This window comes from Nocardia transvalensis NBRC 15921, from assembly GCF_000308875.1.
In the GTDB taxonomy this organism is placed as follows: Bacteria; Actinomycetota; Actinomycetes; order Mycobacteriales; family Mycobacteriaceae; genus Nocardia; species Nocardia transvalensis.
The window spans coordinates 18,872-35,896 of record NZ_BAGL01000063.1 but is presented as its reverse complement, the minus strand read 5'-3'; the positions used below and the strand labels follow the sequence as shown (position 1 = coordinate 35,896).

At 67.8% G+C, this 17,025-nt stretch carries 14 protein-coding genes; 11 read left to right on the top strand and 3 right to left on the bottom strand.

Annotation, left to right across the window (positions count from 1 at the left end):
- Positions 1-36: 36 nt before the first annotated feature.
- On the bottom strand, positions 37-1,266 hold the full coding sequence (locus tag ON41_RS22070; RefSeq protein ID WP_040749629.1) for a L,D-transpeptidase: 1,230 nt from the start codon (positions 1,264-1,266) through the stop codon (positions 37-39).
- A gap of 231 nt (positions 1,267-1,497) precedes the next feature.
- Here ON41_RS22070 and ON41_RS22065 point away from each other — a divergent pair, with 231 nt between their 5' ends.
- From ON41_RS22065 to thpD, 6 genes are all read left to right on the top strand, one after another.
- The gene (locus ON41_RS22065) at positions 1,498-2,217 is read left to right on the top strand and encodes a response regulator transcription factor (RefSeq protein ID WP_040749628.1); all 720 of its coding nucleotides are present in this window, start codon (positions 1,498-1,500) and stop codon (positions 2,215-2,217) included.
- Positions 2,204-3,238 (top strand): HAMP domain-containing sensor histidine kinase, encoded by a 1,035-nt coding sequence (locus ON41_RS22060; protein WP_051162157.1) that lies wholly within the window; start codon positions 2,204-2,206, stop codon positions 3,236-3,238. Before ON41_RS22065 ends, ON41_RS22060 begins: the two co-directional genes overlap by 14 nt.
- 191 nt (positions 3,239-3,429) lie before the next feature.
- Complete coding sequence (gene ectA / locus ON41_RS22055) at positions 3,430-3,897, top strand: diaminobutyrate acetyltransferase (RefSeq protein WP_051162155.1); 468 nt, start codon at positions 3,430-3,432, stop codon at positions 3,895-3,897.
- Entirely contained in the window at positions 3,894-5,156 is a 1,263-nt protein-coding gene (gene ectB, locus ON41_RS22050) for a diaminobutyrate--2-oxoglutarate transaminase (protein ID WP_040749627.1), read from the top strand. Before ectA ends, ectB begins: the two co-directional genes overlap by 4 nt.
- Before the next feature lie 3 nt (positions 5,157-5,159).
- A complete protein-coding gene (locus tag ON41_RS22045) occupies positions 5,160-5,552 on the top strand; it encodes an ectoine synthase (protein WP_040749626.1) in 393 nt (130 codons plus the stop codon).
- A gap of 19 nt (positions 5,553-5,571) precedes the next feature.
- Positions 5,572-6,453 carry an ectoine hydroxylase gene (gene thpD, locus ON41_RS22040; protein WP_040749625.1) on the top strand — a complete coding sequence of 294 codons (882 nt, stop codon included), beginning with the start codon at positions 5,572-5,574 and terminating at the stop codon, positions 6,451-6,453.
- Positions 6,454-6,747: 294 nt separating this feature from the next.
- On the opposite strand, the gene ON41_RS22035 is transcribed toward thpD, so the two are convergent.
- Positions 6,748-7,872 carry an acyl-CoA dehydrogenase family protein gene (locus ON41_RS22035; protein ID WP_040749624.1) on the bottom strand — a complete coding sequence of 375 codons (1,125 nt, stop codon included), beginning with the start codon at positions 7,870-7,872 and terminating at the stop codon, positions 6,748-6,750.
- Positions 7,873-7,874: 2 nt separating this feature from the next.
- Positions 7,875-9,104 (bottom strand): acyl-CoA dehydrogenase family protein, encoded by a 1,230-nt coding sequence (locus tag ON41_RS22030; protein ID WP_040749781.1) that lies wholly within the window; start codon positions 9,102-9,104, stop codon positions 7,875-7,877.
- 169 nt (positions 9,105-9,273) lie between these two features.
- Between ON41_RS22030 and ON41_RS22025 the strand changes: the two genes are divergently transcribed.
- The 5 genes from ON41_RS22025 to ON41_RS22005 all read left to right on the top strand — a co-directional run bounded on the left by ON41_RS22025 (position 9,274) and on the right by ON41_RS22005 (position 16,947).
- Positions 9,274-9,720: a DUF1707 SHOCT-like domain-containing protein gene (locus ON41_RS22025; RefSeq protein ID WP_040749623.1), complete on the top strand. Its 447-nt coding sequence runs from the start codon at positions 9,274-9,276 to the stop codon at positions 9,718-9,720.
- A gap of 69 nt (positions 9,721-9,789) precedes the next feature.
- Complete coding sequence (gene smc / locus ON41_RS22020; RefSeq protein WP_040749622.1) at positions 9,790-13,410, top strand: chromosome segregation protein SMC; 3,621 nt, start codon at positions 9,790-9,792, stop codon at positions 13,408-13,410.
- A gap of 34 nt (positions 13,411-13,444) precedes the next feature.
- Complete coding sequence (locus ON41_RS22015) at positions 13,445-14,263, top strand: alpha/beta fold hydrolase (RefSeq protein WP_040749621.1); 819 nt, start codon at positions 13,445-13,447, stop codon at positions 14,261-14,263.
- Between the two features lie 86 nt (positions 14,264-14,349).
- Complete coding sequence (locus tag ON41_RS22010; RefSeq protein WP_040749620.1) at positions 14,350-15,243, top strand: hypothetical protein; 894 nt, start codon at positions 14,350-14,352, stop codon at positions 15,241-15,243.
- A 210-nt stretch (positions 15,244-15,453) separates the two neighbouring features.
- The gene (locus ON41_RS22005) at positions 15,454-16,947 is read left to right on the top strand and encodes a trypsin-like peptidase domain-containing protein (RefSeq protein WP_083905538.1); all 1,494 of its coding nucleotides are present in this window, start codon (positions 15,454-15,456) and stop codon (positions 16,945-16,947) included.
- The last annotated feature ends 78 nt before the right edge of the window (positions 16,948-17,025 follow it).

Sequence of the window (17,025 nt, the reverse complement as noted above, 5' to 3'; positions counted from 1 at the left end):
GGCGCATCGTAACCCGGGGGACGGCGGCGGCGTCGCTCAGTGCAGGGCGCTCCCCGCCAGCCACTGATCCCACGGCACGGCCCAGTCGCCGTTGTTCCAGGTCGGCTGCGGCGGGCCGGTGGTGCCGCGGATCTCCACGACATCGCCGGGCTGTGCGAAGTTGAAGAACCACCGCGCGTTCTCGAGGCTGAGGTTCAGGCAGCCGTGCGAGGTGTTCTGGCTGCCCTGCGCCCACACCGTGGAATCGAGCTGGTGCAGGTAGACCCCGTCGCCGCTGATGCGGGTGGCCCAGCCGATGGTCTCCTTGTAACCCAGCCGGGAGTTGACCGGCAGGCCGTAGGTGGCGGAGTCCATGATGACCGGGTTGGCCTTGTCCATGACCGTGTAGATGCCGGCCGGGGTGTTGAAGTAGATCGTCTTGTTGCCGACCTGTTCGCTGCCGCCGCGGCCCATCGAGGTGGGCATGGTGCGGATCAGGTTGCCGTTCTCGAACACCTGGACCTGATGGGTGCTGTCGTCGGCGATCGAGACGTGCGACGGGCCGATGGTGAAGGAGGTCTTCGTATCCTCCTGCCCGTACATGCCGCCGCCCAGCTCGGCGCCGAAGATGTTGGCCGCCACCGTCACCTTGGTGCCCGTGGCCCAGTATTGCTGTGGCCGCCAGTGCGCGTTGCGATCGTCGAGCCAGTACCAGGAGCCCTGCACGGGTGGGTCCGATGTCACACTCATGCGCTTCTCGGCGGCCGCGCGGTCCTGGATGTCCTCGTCGAACTTGGCGACGATCACGGTGCCGACCCCGTAGCTACCGCCCTCGGCAAGCGTCTGGCCACCGGTGGTGGTCAGATACGCCTTGGTCTGGTTGCGCGGCGTCAGGGTCGAGAAGGTGGCCGTCGCCGGACCGCTCGGGCCGGTGATGGTCAGCCCCTGCGCGGTAACATTGTAGGTATGGCCGTAGCCGAGCGGACCGGTCGGTTTCCAAGCGGTTTTGTCCGGTGTGAGAATCCCCTCCACCGGTTTGCCCTGTTCGTTGGTCATCTCGACCGACGACAGGATCCCGTCGGAGGTGGACACCTCGATCGTTCCTAGCGGATCGACATCCTCGCTCCCGGCCGCCGGGGTCACCGAGATCACCGGCTTCACCGGGCCCGATGTTGCGGGACCAGCCTTCGGGCCGGATCCCGACGAGGATGAGCACGCGGCCATCAGCATCGTCACCAGGGCAATTACGCCCAGTGTGACACCGAATCGGCAGCGGCGACCTGACATTGTGTCTCCTGCGCTCGCCGTACGCCTGCAGAGTGAAAACTCCACAGCGCACCATCGCTTTACTGTTTCGACCGGCAGTTTACGGGTCGATCGTGGGTGCCAGCACATCGAGGTGTTGCCCTGCGTTTACGAAAGGGCTCAGCGGGTACTCCAGCTACCGGCCTATGTCCTTCGTAATCAGGCCGTCGAGGCGTTGGGGCACCGGACCGAGTATCTGCTAGGGAAGTACTTATGAGCGCTAACCTGATGATCGTAGAAGACGACGACCGGGTCCGGAGCGCCCTGCGACTGGCCATGGAGGACGAGGGATACGACGTCGAGGAGGCCGAAGAGGCCGAGGACGCGCTCGAACATCTGCGTGACAACGGCGCCCCCGATGTGATGATCGTGGATCTGACGCTGGGGGAGATGGACGGTTTCTCCTGTATCCGGGAGATCCGCCGCGATCACGATGTCCCGATAATAGTGGTCAGCGCACGTGACGATACTCACGATGTGGTCGCCGCCCTGGAGGCCGGCGCCGACGATTTCGTCACCAAACCGTTCGAGATCAAGGAGATCACCGCGCGCATGCGAGCGCTGCGCCGCCGCGCCCAGCAGTTCGCCGAGCCCGAGGAGCCGCCGGCGCCGGAGGAGATGATCCTCGACGCCGATCCCGAAGCGCCCCTGGTGCTCTCGGCCGACGGCGGCACGGTGCGGCGCGGCGAGGAGGAACTCCACCTGACGCTCACCGAATTCCGGCTGCTGTGTGAACTCGCCGAGACGCCGGGCCGCGTGCTCTCGCGCAGCGTCCTGCTCGAAAGGGTCTGGGACCGCGGCTTTTTCGGTGACGAGCGGATAGTCGACGTCCACGTGCGCCGGTTGCGCACCAAGATAGAACGGGATCCGTCGGAGCCCTGCATCGTCGTCACGGTCCGGGGCCTCGGTTACCGTCTCGATGTCCAGCGCTGAGCCGCGCCGGGGATTTCGCGAACTGGGTCGCCGGACGCTGCGCGGTCGCGCCATCTTCGCCTTCGCCGTCATGTCCGGGCTGGTGTCCGGATTGCTGGTGGTGCTCGTCTCCGCGCTGGACGCCGGTTTCTGGGTGACCCTCGCCGTGTGCGTGGCCGGCGGGATCGCGGTCGGCGCGGGATTCGGCGTGTGGTTGTCGCGCCGGTTGCTGGTCCCGCTGCGCCGGCTCACCCGGGCCGCCGCGCGGATCGCCTCCGGGGAACTCGGCACCCGGCTCTCCGATACCGACGATCCCGATCTGGCCCCGACCGTGGACGCCTTCAACACCATGGTCGATTCCTTGCAGCAACGTATCGATCGCGAGCGCCGGCTGGTCGGTGACGTGAGTCATGAACTCCGCACGCCGCTGACGACGCTGACCACCAGCGTCGGTGTCATGTCGCGCTACGAGGACGAACTCCCGGAGCGATCGCGCCGGGCGCTGGTGCTGGTCCGGGCCGAACTGGAACATCTCCGCCGGTTGCTGGACGATTTGCTGGCGCTGGCGCGCGCGGAGGCCCGCATGCACCGGGCCGACGCCGAACCGCTGTCGGTGCGCGACCTGCTCACCCACACCCTGTCGGATCTGCGCTATCCGCCGGATCTGCTGACCGTCTCCGGCGACGCCACGGTGACGGGGCGCAAGCTCGAACTCGAACGGGCGCTGGTGAATCTGCTCGAGAACGCCGACCGGCACGGGGGCGGCGTGATGCGGGTCACCGTCGAGCGGACGGACGCCCAGGTGGTGATCACCGTCGACGACCACGGGCCGGGCGTGGCGCCCGAGGACCGGCAACGCATATTTGAACGTTTCGTAACAGTGCGGCGCGGCCGCCGCGCTGCCGCGGGCACCGGTATCGGGCTGGCCCTCGTCGCCGAAACCGTTGCGGCGCACGGTGGATCGGTGGAGTGCATCGATCGCCCGGGCGGCGGCGCCCGGTTCGTCGTCCGGCTCCCGAATGTGACGAAAACAACTGTTTAAAATGGTTGTAACACAACCGTAAAGTATTCGACCGGTTGGCCTCAAAGTTCATTGGCAATTCTGGAAGGGTGATAGAGACCCGAACACGGAGTACTCCTTTCGGTTCCCCTGCTCCCGATAGTCGCGAAAGTGACCGGGATAACTCTGCGCCAGCGGTGATTCGCACGCCGCGGCTTGGTGACGGGGCGCCGATGTGGCGTATTGCCGTCGAATCCCAGGTACTGGACGCCAATACCAGCTATGCTTATCTGCTGTGGTGCCGCGATTTCCGTGCGACGTCCGTCGTCGCCGAAATCGGATCGGAAATTGCGGGATTTGTCACCGGATACCTCCGGCCCGAGTCGCCGGATACCGTATTCGTCTGGCAGGTGGCCGTCGACCACGCCTTCCGCGGTCGCGGGCTCGGTGTGGCGATGTTGGAACAGTTGGTAGACAACGTCGCCGAGCACGGCGTCACCACGCTGGAGACGACGATCTCCCCGGACAACGCGGCCTCGCAGGCGATGTTCGCCTCGCTGGCGCGGCGCCGGGGCGCCCAGCTCAACCAGGAAACTCTGTTCGAACCGCAAGATTTTCCGGACGGTCACGAATCGGAAGACCTGTACCGGATCGCGCCATTGAACAACGTGGCGCACGCCACACGAAAGGATCATCGATGACCACCGCTGAGATGACCGTTTTCGAATCGCTCGAATCCAATGTCCGCGGTTATTGCCGATCTTGGCCGACACTGTTCGACACGGCGCAGGGATCCTGGATCCGGGACGACAGCGGGCGTGATTACCTTGATTTCTTCGCCGGCGCCGGTGCCCTCAACTACGGCCACAACAATCCCGTGTTGAAGCAGGCGCTCATCGATTACATCGCGCGTGACGGCATCACCCACGGCCTCGATATGTCCACGGTCGCCAAGCAGCGGCTGCTGGAGACGATCGAGCGCGTGCTGCTGGCGCCGCGCGGGCTGGACTACAAGGTGCAGTTCCCCGGGCCGACCGGCGCGAACGCGGTGGAGGCGGCGCTGAAGCTGGCCCGCAAGATCACCGGGCGCACCGCGATCCTCAACTTCACCAACGCCTTTCACGGCATGACGCTGGGCGCGCTGTCGGTCACCGGCAACGCCGCCAAGCGCGCGGGCGCGGGTGTGCCGCTGGTGCACGTGAACCCGATGCCCTACGACGGCTACCTGGACGGCTCGGACGGGCTGGCCTGGATGGAGAAGGCCCTCGACGACGGCTCGTCGGGCATCGACAAGCCGGCCGCCGTGATCGTGGAGACCGTGCAGGGTGAGGGCGGTGTCAACGTGTCGCGGGCCGAGTGGCTCAAGCACCTCTCCGAGCTGTGCGCCGCGCGCGGCATCCTGCTGATCGTCGACGACGTGCAGATGGGCTGTGGCCGGACCGGACCGTTCTTCTCCTTCGAGATCGCGGGCGTCACCCCGGACATCGTCACGCTGTCGAAGTCCATCAGCGGTTACGGCATGCCGATGGCGCTGGTGCTGATGAAGCGCGAGCTCGACCAGTGGGCTCCGGGCGAGCACAACGGCACCTTCCGCGGCAACAACCCGGCCTTCGTGACGGCCACCGCGACGCTGGAGCACTTCTGGTCCGACCGCGCCCTCGAGGAGGCCACCGCGGAGAAGGGCGCGCGCATCCACAAGTCCTTCAGCAAGTTGTCGGACACCTACGAGGGCGTGTCGAACCGCGGCCGCGGCCTGGTCCACGGGCTGGTGTTCGAGGAGCCGTCGGAGGCGAATAAGGTCACCCGCATCGCCTTCGAACAGGGCTTGCTGGTCGAGACCTCGGGGGCGCAAGATGAGGTGGTCAAGCTGCTGCCGCCGCTGACCATCACCCACGACGAACTCGACCACGGTCTGACCATTCTGGGCAACGCGGTCGATATGGCCCGAGGAGGCAACTGACACATGATCGTGCGCACCACAGCGGAGATCACCGGTACCGATCGCGACGTCGCCGCCGAGGGCTGGCGAAGCAAGCGCATCATCCTGGGCGGCGACAAGGTCGGGTTCTCCTTCCACGAGACCACAATTCAGGCAGGCACCACCCACGTGTTCCATTACGCCAACCACGTCGAGGCGGTGTGGTTGGTCGAGGGCGAGGGCACGCTTCACGACCTCGACAACGGTGTCTCCTACGAATTGGGGCCTGGCTCGATGTATTTGCTGAACGGGCACGAACGCCATCGGCTCGAGACCCGCACCCAGATGCGGATGCTGTGCGTGTTCAACCCGCCGGTCACAGGCCAGGAGGTGCATGACGAGAACGGCGTCTACCCGGTGGTCGCCGTCACGGATTAGCTAGGAGGACAACACCGCGATGACGTTGGCCGACAGTCGAATCGATCGATACCGCACCCGCACCATGACCGAGGTGCCCTCGATCGAACGCAACGATCCGACCGTGTGGGGCCGGATCACCTCGCCTGAACTGGCGAACTTCGACGCCGACGGGTACGCGATCATTGATCAGCTACTGTCGCCGGAGGAGGTGGCGGACTTCTCCTTCGAGATCGACCGCCTGGCCTCCAATCCTGAACTGCGCCTGGACGAACGGGTGATCATCGAGAAGAAATCGAACCGGGTGCGGTCGATCTTCGAGGTGCACAAGATCAGCCAGGCGGTCGCCGACCTGATCCGGGACGAGCGTGTGGTGGGGCTCGCCCGGCAGGTACTCGGCTCCGAGGTGTACGTCCACCAGAGCCGGGTCAACTACATGCCGGGTTTCGAGGGCGCCGGGTTCTACTGGCACTCCGATTTCGAGACCTGGCATGCCGAGGACGGGATGCCGTCGCCCCGGGCGGTGAGTCTGTCGATCGCGCTGACCGACAACTACTCGTTCAACGGCAGCCTGATGGTGATGCCCGGTTCGCAATGGACGTTCGTGCCCTGCCAGGGCGAGACGCCGTCCGAGAACTACCGGCAGTCGCTGAAAGAGCAGGAGATCGGCGTGCCGTCGCACGACGAGATCACGGTGCTGGGCAACAAGCACGGCATCGCGCAGTTCACCGGTTCGCGTGGATCGGCGCTGCTGTTCGACTCGAACATCATGCACGGCTCGTCCAACAACATCACCCCGTTCCCGCGCTCGAACATCTTCGTGGTGTTCAACAGCGTCGAGAACGTCCTGCAGGATCCGTACGCCGCGCCGACGGCCCGGCCGACGTATATCGCCGCCCGGGATTTCGATCCCGTGCGGTAACCGGGACCCCGGCCGCCGAGCGAGCACACGGCGACCGGCACCGAAAACGACGAGGCGCCGCCCACTTCTCCGGAGAGCGGGCGGCGCCTCGCCGTATGTGCCGTGTCCGGCACCTCTCGTCGTGCACCGTGCCCCCTTTTTTCCGGCACGCTTTTGGCCGGAATCCACCGTCTGGATTCCGGCCAAAAGCGTGCCGGAAAAAAGGGGTGGGGTTGTGCCGGAAAAGTGGTGGGGGTTGTGCCGGGAAGTGGTGGGGTGTGCCGGGAAGTGGTGGGGTGTGCCGGGGGAAGGGGGTCAGGGCCGGGTGAGGGCCGCGTAGCGGGCGGTGTGGTAGTCGGCGGAGCCCCACTCGTGCTGGACTGCGGTGAGGCGCTTGAAGAAGTGGCCGATGGCCAGTTCCTCGGTCATGCCCATGGCGCCGTGGAGCTGGACGGCGTGCTGGCCGATGAAGCGGGCGGCGCGGGCGACGGTGGCCTTGGCGGCGGCGGACGCGCGGGCGCGCTCGGCCGGTTCGGCATCCAGCTTCAGGGTGACGAGATACGTTGCGGCGATGGCCTGTTCGAGTTCCAGGTGCATATCCACCATGCGGTGCTGCAGCACCTGGAAGCTGCCGATCGGCACCCCGAACTGCTTGCGCTGCTTGGCGTATTCGACCGTATCGGCGAGCACCTTGCGCATCCCGCCGACGGCCTCGGCGGAGATGGCGGCGATCGCCTCGTCCACGGCCAGCGCCAGCGACTCGTCCGCGCCGCCCTCGGCGCCCAGCAGCGCGTCGGCGGGCACCCGCACACCCTCGAGCACGACGTCGGCGGCGCGGCGTTCGTCGATGGTCCGGTAGGGATGCAGGGTCAGCCCGGCGGCCTGCGCGTCCACGACGAACAGCGACAGGCCTGCCGTCCCCGGCGTCCGGGCGGTGACCAGCAGGTGGGTGGCCAGTGGCGCGCTCGTCACCACGACCTTCGCGCCGTCCAGGATCCAGGAGTCGGCGTCGGGACGCGCGGTCGCCGAGACGCGCCGCACGTCGTAGCCCGAATCCGCCTCCAGCGCCGCGAACGCCGTCAGCACCTCGCCCGCGACGATGCCGCGCAGCAGGGCCTCGGCCCGCTCGCCGCCCGCGCGGCGCAGCAATCCGCCTCCGAGGACGACGGTATCCACGTAGGGCTCGACGACCAGCGCCTCGCCCAGCGCCTCGGCGATGAGCATCGTCTCGATCGGCCCGCCGCCGAATCCGCCCACGCTCTCGGGCAGGCTGGCGCCGAGGATGCCGACCTCCTGGGCGAGGGCCTGCCAGATCTCGGGCTGGCGGCCCGCGCCGAGGCGGGCGGCGGCGCGGCTCTTGTCCATGTCGTAGCGGGCCGCCAGGAACTCGGTGACCGTATCGCGGAGCAGTTGCTGTTCGGCGGTGAATTCGAAGTCCATGTCTACAGTCCCAGGGTTGCCTTGGCGATGATGTTGCGCTGAATCTCGTTGCTACCGGCGTAGATCGAGCCGGCGCGGTCGTTGAAGTAGCGCTGCGGCGCGACCGCCTGCCACTCCTCGCCGCTGACGTAGCCGTCCTCGGGCGCGGTGAAATCGGCCACCGGGCCGCCGGGCATGGTGGCGTGCGGCTGGTAGACCCGCCCGCGCGGCCCGGCCGCCTCCAGCGCGAGTTCGGTCAGCTGCTGGCTCAGTTCGGTGCCGAGGATCTTCAGCGTGGACGCCGCCGGCCCCGGGTTCTTCCCGTGCGAGATCGCCGCCATGGTGCGGTATTCCAGGATCTCCAGCACGTCGGCGCGGATGCGGGCGTCGGCGAGGCGGGCCGCGAAGGCCGGATCGTCCAGCAGCGCACCGCCGTTCGGTCCGGTCTGCGTATTCGCCTGTGCCGCCAGCGATTCGGCCAGCACCTGGAGCATGGGTCCCAGTGCGCCACCGCGTTCGAAGTTGAGCAGGTATTTGGCGACGGTCCAGCCGTCGTCGACGCGGCCGAGCACGTTCTTCTTCGGTACCCGGACCTGATCGAAGAACACCTGGTTCTGTACCTGCTCGCCGGAGGTCATCACCAGCGGCCGCACCTCGATGCCCGGGGTGTCCATCGGGATCAGCACGAACGTGATGCCCTGCTGCTTGCGCTCCAGCTTCGAGGTGCGCACCAGGCAGAAGATCCAGTTCGCCTCGGTGGCGTGGGTGGTCCAGATCTTGGATCCGGTGCACACCAGGTCGTCGCCGTCGTCGACCGCGGCCATGGTGAGCGAGGCCAGGTCCGATCCCGCCTCCGGTTCGGAATAGCCCTGGCAGAAGAACACCTCGCCGGTGAGGATGCGCGGCAGGAAGTACGCCTTCTGCTCCTCGGTGCCGAAGGCGACGATCGCGTGCGCCACCATCCGGATCCCCATGGGCGAGAGCGCCGGCGCGCCGGCCAGCGTGGTCTCGCGGTCGAAGATGTAGTGCTGGATGAGGCTCCAGTCGCAGCCGCCGTACTCCACCGGCCAGGCGGGGGCGGCCCAGCCGCGCGCGTGCAGGATGTGCTGCCACTCCATGCTGGCTTCGTGGTCCGGGTAGACGCTCGTGGAGAGTCTGCCGGCGCGGCGCAGCTCGGGGGTCAGATTCTCGTCCAGGAAGCGCCGCACCTCGTCCCGAAACGCCAGATCGGCAGGCGACCAGTCCAGATCCACGAAGAACTCCTTGTGCGATAAACGGAGCTTCACCTTCTCATTTAGTCGCACCCGAATGCAAATGGTCGTTAACTTAATGACCGACTCCTTGACATTCCACTTTGGAAGGCGGATCCTGTATCTACGTTCCACTTTGGAATATTGGATCCCATCGATAGGACATCGAGCCATGGACATCACGACCGGCACCCGCGCCTCCGACGCCGAGCGCCAGCAGGTGGCCGATCTGCTGAGCCGGCACCTGAGCGAGGGGCGTCTCGACCTCGCCGAATACGACCAGCGCCTCGAGCGGGTCTACGCCACCGCCACGCGCGAGGACCTGACGCTGGTGCTGTCGGATCTGCCCGAATTGTCGCGGCCGCGCGCCACTCATCGGCCAGCCGCCTCGAAAGCTCCTGCGCGCGTACCGATCTGGCAGCGTATCGAGGGCAGCGCCTGGCTGGGCGTCAGCCTGCTGTGCCTGGCGATCTGGGCGATGATCTCGATCGGTTCCGGCGAGATCACCTATCCCTGGCCGATCTGGGTGATCGGGCCGTGGGGCGCGGTGCTGGTATTCCGCGTCCTCATGGGCTGGGAGTCCCGGGCCTGCCGCCGTCCCGGCGCGAACGTCTCCTAGCGGGCGGAATGCGCGGCGCGGACCGGCATACTCGGAGCTACCTCCGGTCACCGGGTAGATTGGCCTGCTGTGCACCTGAAGAGTCTGACGCTGAAGGGCTTCAAGTCCTTCGCGTCCGCGACGACCCTGCGCTTCGAGCCGGGCATCACCTGCGTGGTGGGGCCCAACGGCTCGGGTAAGTCGAACGTCGTCGACGCGCTCACCTGGGTGATGGGTGAGCAGGGCGCGAAGGCGTTGCGGGGCGGCAAGATGCAGGACGTGATCTTCGCCGGCACCGCCGGCCGCGCCCCGCTCGGCCGTGCCGAGGTCACGCTGACCATCGACAACTCCGACGGTGCGCTGCCCATCGACTACTCCGAGGTGTCGATCACCCGCCGCATGTTCCGCGACGGCGCCGGGGAATACGAGATCAACGGGAACACCTGCCGCCTGATGGACGTGCAGGAACTGCTGTCGGACTCCGGTATCGGCCGGGAGATGCACGTCATCGTGGGGCAGGGTCAGCTGTCGGCGATCCTGGAATCGCGTCCCGAGGACCGCCGCGCCTTCATCGAGGAGGCGGCCGGGGTGCTCAAGCACCGCAAGCGCAAGGAGAAGGCGGTCCGCAAGCTGGAGGCCATGCAGGCCAATCTGGCTCGCCTGACCGACCTCACCACCGAGCTGCGCCGCCAGCTCAAACCGCTGGGCCGGCAGGCCGAGGTGGCGCGGCGCGCCGCGACCGTGCAGTCCGAGCTGCGCGACGCCAAGCTGCGGCTGGCCGCCGACGATCTGGTGAGCCGCCGCCGCGAGCTGGAGAGCCAGCAGAGCAAGGAGTCCTACGCCCGCGAGCAGCAGATCAACGTGCAGGCCGAACTCGACGCCGCCAATGCCGCGCTGGCACAGCAGGAATTCGAGCTGTCGAAGCTGACGCCCGGCGCCGAGGCCGCCGCGCAGACCTGGTTCCAGTTGTCGGCGCTGGTGGAACGCGTGAACGCGACCATCCGCATCGCCCGCGACCGAGCCCGCAACCTGACCATCGACCAGCCCGCGGGCACCGGCCGCGATCCGGAACAACTGGAGGCCGAGGCCGCGCGCGTCGAGGCCGAGGAGGCCGAACTGCTCGAGGCCGTCGAGGTGGCCACCGCGACCCTCGAGTCCGCCCGCGAGCAGCTGTACGAGCGCGAGCAGGCCGCCAAGGCCGCCGAGCAGGCCCACCTGGCCGCCGTCCGGGCCATCGCCGACCGCCGCGAGGGACTCGCCCGGCTGTCCGGTCAGGTCGACAATCTGCGCACCCGCGCCCAGTCCGCCGACACCGAGATCACCCGGCTGTCCACGGCGCTCGGCGAGGCGCGGCGGCGCGGCGAGGACGCCGAGGCCGAATTCGAGTCCGTCCAAGCGGAACTGAGCGAACTCGACGCCGGCGAGGAGAGCCTGGACACGACCTACGAACACGCCGCCAAGGCCCTGGAGGCGGCCGAGCGGCGAGTCACCGAACTGCGCGAATCCGATCGCGAGGCGAGTAAGAAGGTGGCCTCGCTGACCGCGCGCATCGAGGCGCTGACGATGGGCCTGGCCCGCAAGGACGGCGGCGCCTGGCTGGCCGAGCACCGCGCCGAGGGCCTGCTCGGCCCGCTGTCGGGGCTGCTGCGGGTGCATCCCGGATACGAGGCGGCGGTCGCGGCCGCGCTGGGTCCGCTGGCCGATGCCGTCGCCGCCGATACCGGCCATACCGCGCACGCGGCCCTGCGCGCGCTGAAGGATGCCGACGGCGGGCGCGTCGCCATGGTCTTCGGTGGCGCGCCGGGTCCTGATGCGGCACAAGGGGATCGGCCCGCGCTGCCGGGGTCGGCGCGGTGGCTCGGCGAGGTCGTCGACTGCCCGGCGGAGATGCGAGCCGCCGTGGACGCGCTGACCGCCGCGACCGTGGTCGTCGACGACCTGTCGCAGGCCGCCGGAGTGCTGGCGGCGCACGCGGATCTGCGGATCGTCACCCGCGAGGGCGACCTGACGGGGAACGGCTGGCTGCTGGGCGGTTCGGACCGGGCACCGAGCCAGCTCGAGATCCAGGCCGATATCGATTCCGCGAAGGCCGAACTGGTGTCCTGGCAGCGGCACGCCGAGGAGTTCGAGGCGGCGCTGTCGGGGGCCGAGGCCGAGCAGACCGATCGCAAGCAGGCCGTCGACCAGGCGCTGCTGGCGTTGCACGAATCCGATCAGGCGCTGGTGTCGATCTACGACCGGCTCGGGCGGCTGGGCCAGACCGCGCGCACCGCGCAGTCCGAATGCGATCGCCTCCAGGAGCAGCGGGCCGACGCGGAGACCGCGCGGGACGAGAATCTGGCGAAGCTGGCCGAACTCGAGGACCGGCTGCGGCACGCGGAATCCGAACAGTCCGACCTGGATTCGGATGCCGACGCGGGCACCGAGACCGCCGGGTACGAGCGCGAGGAGGCCGCGGGCGCCCTCGCCGAGGCCCGGTCGATGGAGGTCGAGGCGCGGCTGGCCGTGCGCACCGCGGAGGAGCGCGCGGAATCGGTACGCGGCAAGGCGGATTCGCTGCGCCGCGCCGCTCGGGCCGAACGGGAGTCCCGCGCCCGCGCCGAGCGCGCCCAGGCCGCCCGGCGTCGCGCCGCGGAGGTCGCCGCGGTCGTCGCCGAGTCCGCCGAGCGGGTCGCCGCCGAGCTGGAAGTCGTTGTGGGCGAGGCATCTTCGCGCCGCGACGAGCTGGTGCGCCGACGCACGGACTGCGCCGCCCAGGTCGATCAGACCAAGGAGCGGGTGCGTGCGCTGACCACCCAGCTGACCCAGCTGACCGATGCCGTGCACCGCGACGAGGTGGCCCGCGCGGAGGCCGCGCTGCGCATCGAGCAGCTGGAACAGACCATCTCCGAGCAGTTCGCCTTGGCTCTGGACGATCTGATCGCCGAATACGGCCCGGACGTGCCGATGCCGCCGACGTCGCTGGAGCTTCAGGAGTACGAGGCGGCCAAGGAGCGGGGCGACCAGGTCAGCCCGCCGCAGCCGATGCCCTACGACCGGGCCACCCAGCAGCGCCGCGCCAAGCGCGCCGAGAAGGACCTCACCACCCTCGGCAAGGTCAATCCGCTGGCGCTGGAGGAGTTCGCGGCCCTGGAGGAGCGCTACACCTTCCTGTCCACCCAGCTCGAGGACGTGCGCAAGGCGCGTCAGGATCTGCTCGACGTGGTCTCGGAGGTGGACGCGCGGATCCTGCAGGTGTTCACCGAGGCGTGGGAGGACGTCGAGCAGGAGTTCGTCGGCGTCTTCGCGAAGCTGTTCCCCGGCGGCGAGGGGCGGCTGGTGCTGACCGACCCCACCGACATGCTGACCACCGGTATCGAGGTGGAGGCCCGGCCGCCGGGCAAGAAGGTGAAGCGGCTGTCGCTGCTGTCCGGCGGGGAGAAGTCGCTCACCGCTGTGGCGCTGCTGGTGGCCATCTTCCGCGCCCGGCCGTCGCCGTTCTACGTCATGGACGAGGTCGAGGCGGCGCTGGACGACACCAACCTGCGCCGGCTGATCGGGCTGTTCGAGCAGCTGCGGGAGAAGTCCCAGCTGATCGTCATCACCCACCAGAAGCCGACCATGGAGATCGCCGATGCGCTGTACGGCGTCAGCATGCGGGGCGACGGCATCACGCAGGTCATCTCGCAGCGCATGCGCGGGGAGAATCTGGTGGGTGCGGGGACGTCGTAGCTGGTCTGTCGTAGGTGGCCACTACGCTGCGGGCATGGAGCTCGACGACACGTTCGAATGGCAGGGACGCCGGATCGCGTGCGCGACCCGGGGGAGTGGGCCCGATGTCGTGTTCTGTCACGGCACCCCGTTCTCCTCGCTGCTATGGCATCCGTTCGCCGAGGCGCTGGCTCGGGATTTCACCGTGCACGTCTGGGATATGCCGGGCTACGGCCGGTCGTCGAAGGACGCCGCGCATCCGGTCGACTTCGGTTCGCAGGCAAGCGCTTTCGCCGCCCTCCTCGACCACTGGGGCCTGACCGCACCGCACGTGATCGCTCACGATTTCGGCGGCGCGGTCTCCCTGCGCGCGCACCTGTTCGAGAAGGCCCGCTACGCCTCCCTGATGCTGGTCGACGTCGTCGCCATCCCGCCCAGCGGCTCCCCGTTCTTCCGCTTCGTCGCCGAGAACCCCGACCTCCTCGCCCAGCTCCCCGACTACATCCACCGCGCCCTCGTACGCGCCTACATCGCCAATGCCGCCCTCCACGAGCTACCGCCCGCAATCCTCGACGCTCTCGTCGACCCGTGGACCGGCCCCGAAGGCCAGCCCGCCTTCTACCGCCAGATAGCCCACTACGACGAAAAGTTCCTGCGAGACAACGAGAGCCGCGCCCCCGCCATCGACATCCCCGTCCACATCGTCTGGGGCGAACAGGACGCCTGGATCCCCACCGACCTGGCCCACCGCCTCCACACTCTCATCCCCGCCTCCACCCTGCGCCTGATCCCCGAAGCCAACCACCTGATCCACTACGACCAGCCGGTAGCCCTGATGCACGAGGTCCGGTCCTGGCTGGACAGTCAGGCCTGAGCAACCGTCCAGAACCTTTGTGTCAGTGGCGATTTCGCGGAATCACTGCGGCGAATATGTCGGTGCCCCCGCGTACTGTTCGCGGTATGCCGTCCTACCTGCACGAGGGTTTGGTTGAGCTCTTCCGGTCGCAGCCCATGCTCGCGGCGTGGTACCTGGCGCATGTCTTCGGCGAACATGTCCCGGACTGCCGCATCGCCCGCGCGGAGCCCTGCGACTTCACCGATATCGGTCCCAAGGAGTTCCGCGGCGACTCGGCGATCGCGCTGTACGGTCCGGACGACAAAGCGATCGTCGGCATCGATGTCGAGGTGCAACTCGGGATAGATGAAACGCGCAGGTGGCAATGGCCGGTATACCTGTCCACCTTGCGGTCGAGACTGCGATGTCCGACGTACCTCCTGGTCGTAGCCCCCGCACCGGACGTGGCCGAATGGTGCCGCAAGCCGATCGATCTGGGACATCCGGGCTTCGTGCTGCGGCCCTTGGTACTCGGCCCCGACCGGATCCCCGTGATCACCGACCCCGCGGTCGCTGTCGCCACGCCCGAGCTAGCCGTGCTCTCGGCCATCGCACACGGCGACGATCCCCAGCGCGACCAGGTATTCGACGCATTGCTCGCAGGACTACACGAAACCACCGATGAGCAGGCCAGAATGTATTATGACGTGGTGTTGACGGCCCTGCCCGCGGCATCCCGGCACCGTTTGGAGGAAATGATGGCGACCAGGGAGTACCAGAGCGATTTCGCCCGCATGTACGTGGCGCAGGGGCGGAGTGAAGGGCACACACAAGGGCTTGCCGAGGGGCGCACCGAGGAAGCAGTGTCGGCTTTGTTGAGGGTGCTGAGGGCGCGGAGGATGGCGGTGACGCAGGACGCGCGGGATCGCATCGCCGCGTGCGGTGACCCCGATCGCATCGAGGATTGGATCGAGCGCGCCGTTACCGCCAAGTCCTTGGACGAGGTATTCGACGAGTGACCTCGTGCTGATCATCTTCGGGTTGGTACCGGCGTAGTTGGTTGAACTCCATGTCCGGCGCCGACGGGTGAGTAGGCGGCTGAACCGAGGTGGGGTGGTGGGGCGTGGGTAGGAACATCGCCACCTAGGGTGCGTACCGGCGGTGGGTCGGGGGCGTGACCATGGGTGGGCAGATGTTCTGCGTTGGTCCATTTTCCCGGAGGAGTACCCATGTCCAGGGCTTGGTCGTGGTTGAGAATTGTTGGCGTATCGGCCTTGTCGCTGGTGGTGGTCGGTGTGGGGGCCGGCTGTTCCAGTAGGAGCGGTACGGCGCCCGCGGAGTTGCATCCGCCGAATCAGATGGAGAAGGCGGCGGCGTTGATTCGGCCGGCGATCGCCTCGCTCGATATGCGGGTCAGGGGGTACGTTCTCGACGAACTCGGCAATGTGTTCAACGACGGGGAGCCGTACGAGGTCGAGGCGACCTGTACCGGATTCGTCGTCAATCCCGACGGGTACATCGCGACCGCGGGGCATTGCGTCGACATCGGGCCGGGGTCGGAGTCTTTCCGGGACAACTACATTCAGATGGCCGCGGTGGAGGCGCACAATCGGCGGCCGCAGGTCGGCGCCGACGAGTTCTACGAATTCGGTTCCAAGAACTGGACTGTGGAGGGCGACGCCAAGGGGTCGCCGCTGGATCTGCAGGCGGCGGTGCGGATCGGAGGGAAGGGCGATGCGCTGCCCGCCCGGGTGGTCGACTACCGCGCGCTCGGCCAGGGGGACGTGGCCCTGCTGAAGGTCGAGGCGCACGCGCTCGCCTCCGCCGAACTCACCACCGACACCGATGTCAGGATCGGTGATCAGGTGCTGGCGGTCGGCTATCCGGCCAGTACCGACAAGGTGACCGATCGGTCCGCGGAACCGTCGAACAAGGAAGGGGCCGTCAGTTCCAAGAAGACCCAGGGCAGCGTGCCGGTCTACGAGATCAGCGCCGCCGTCTCGCCCGGGATGAGCGGTGGCCCGACGGTGGGCGGCGACGGCCGGGTGATCGGGGTGAACAGCTTCCTCATCCGCGGCGAATCCCAGCCGTTCAACTTCATCGCGCCGGCCACCGGGCTGTCGGAACTGTTGAAGCGCAACGGTGTTCAGCCCGCGCTGGCGGCGGTGGACACCAGCTACCGCGCCGGGCTGACCGAGTTCTACGACGGCAGGTACACGGCCGCCATCGCGGATTTCGACAAGGTTCTCGCGCTGTCGCCGAATCACGCCAAGGCGAGCGAGATGAAGACGTCCGCGGCACAGATGCGCGACAAATTCGGTGACTGGGGCGACTCCTCCACCGACACCGCGCGCTGGTACCTGATCGGCGGCATCGCTGGTGCCGCGCTGCTCATCCTCATCGCGGTCCTCGTGGTGCTGCGCCTCCGGCTCCGATCACGGCGTCGCGGTGTCGTCACCCTCGAGGCACCGCCGAATGTGCCCGCCTCCGAACAAGTTACGACCGCAGCCGTCGGCGCTGCCACGCCCGCCCCGGCCCCCGATTCGCCCGTGCTGACCGCTCCCATCGGTGGATCGGCATCCACCAGCGGCACGTTGTCTCCCGCAGTCGGCGCGGTATCACCCTCTGTGCCAGGGGATTCGATCAACGCCTTCTGCGGAACCTGCGGCACCCGCGCCGAACCCGGCAACAAGTTCTGCCGCACCTGCGGCCACCCCCTCTGAACCGCCGACCGTGTATCCAGGCAGGGGGCGTCCGCAACCCCCTCTGGATGCACGGTCTCCCCGGGTGCGCAGTGATCA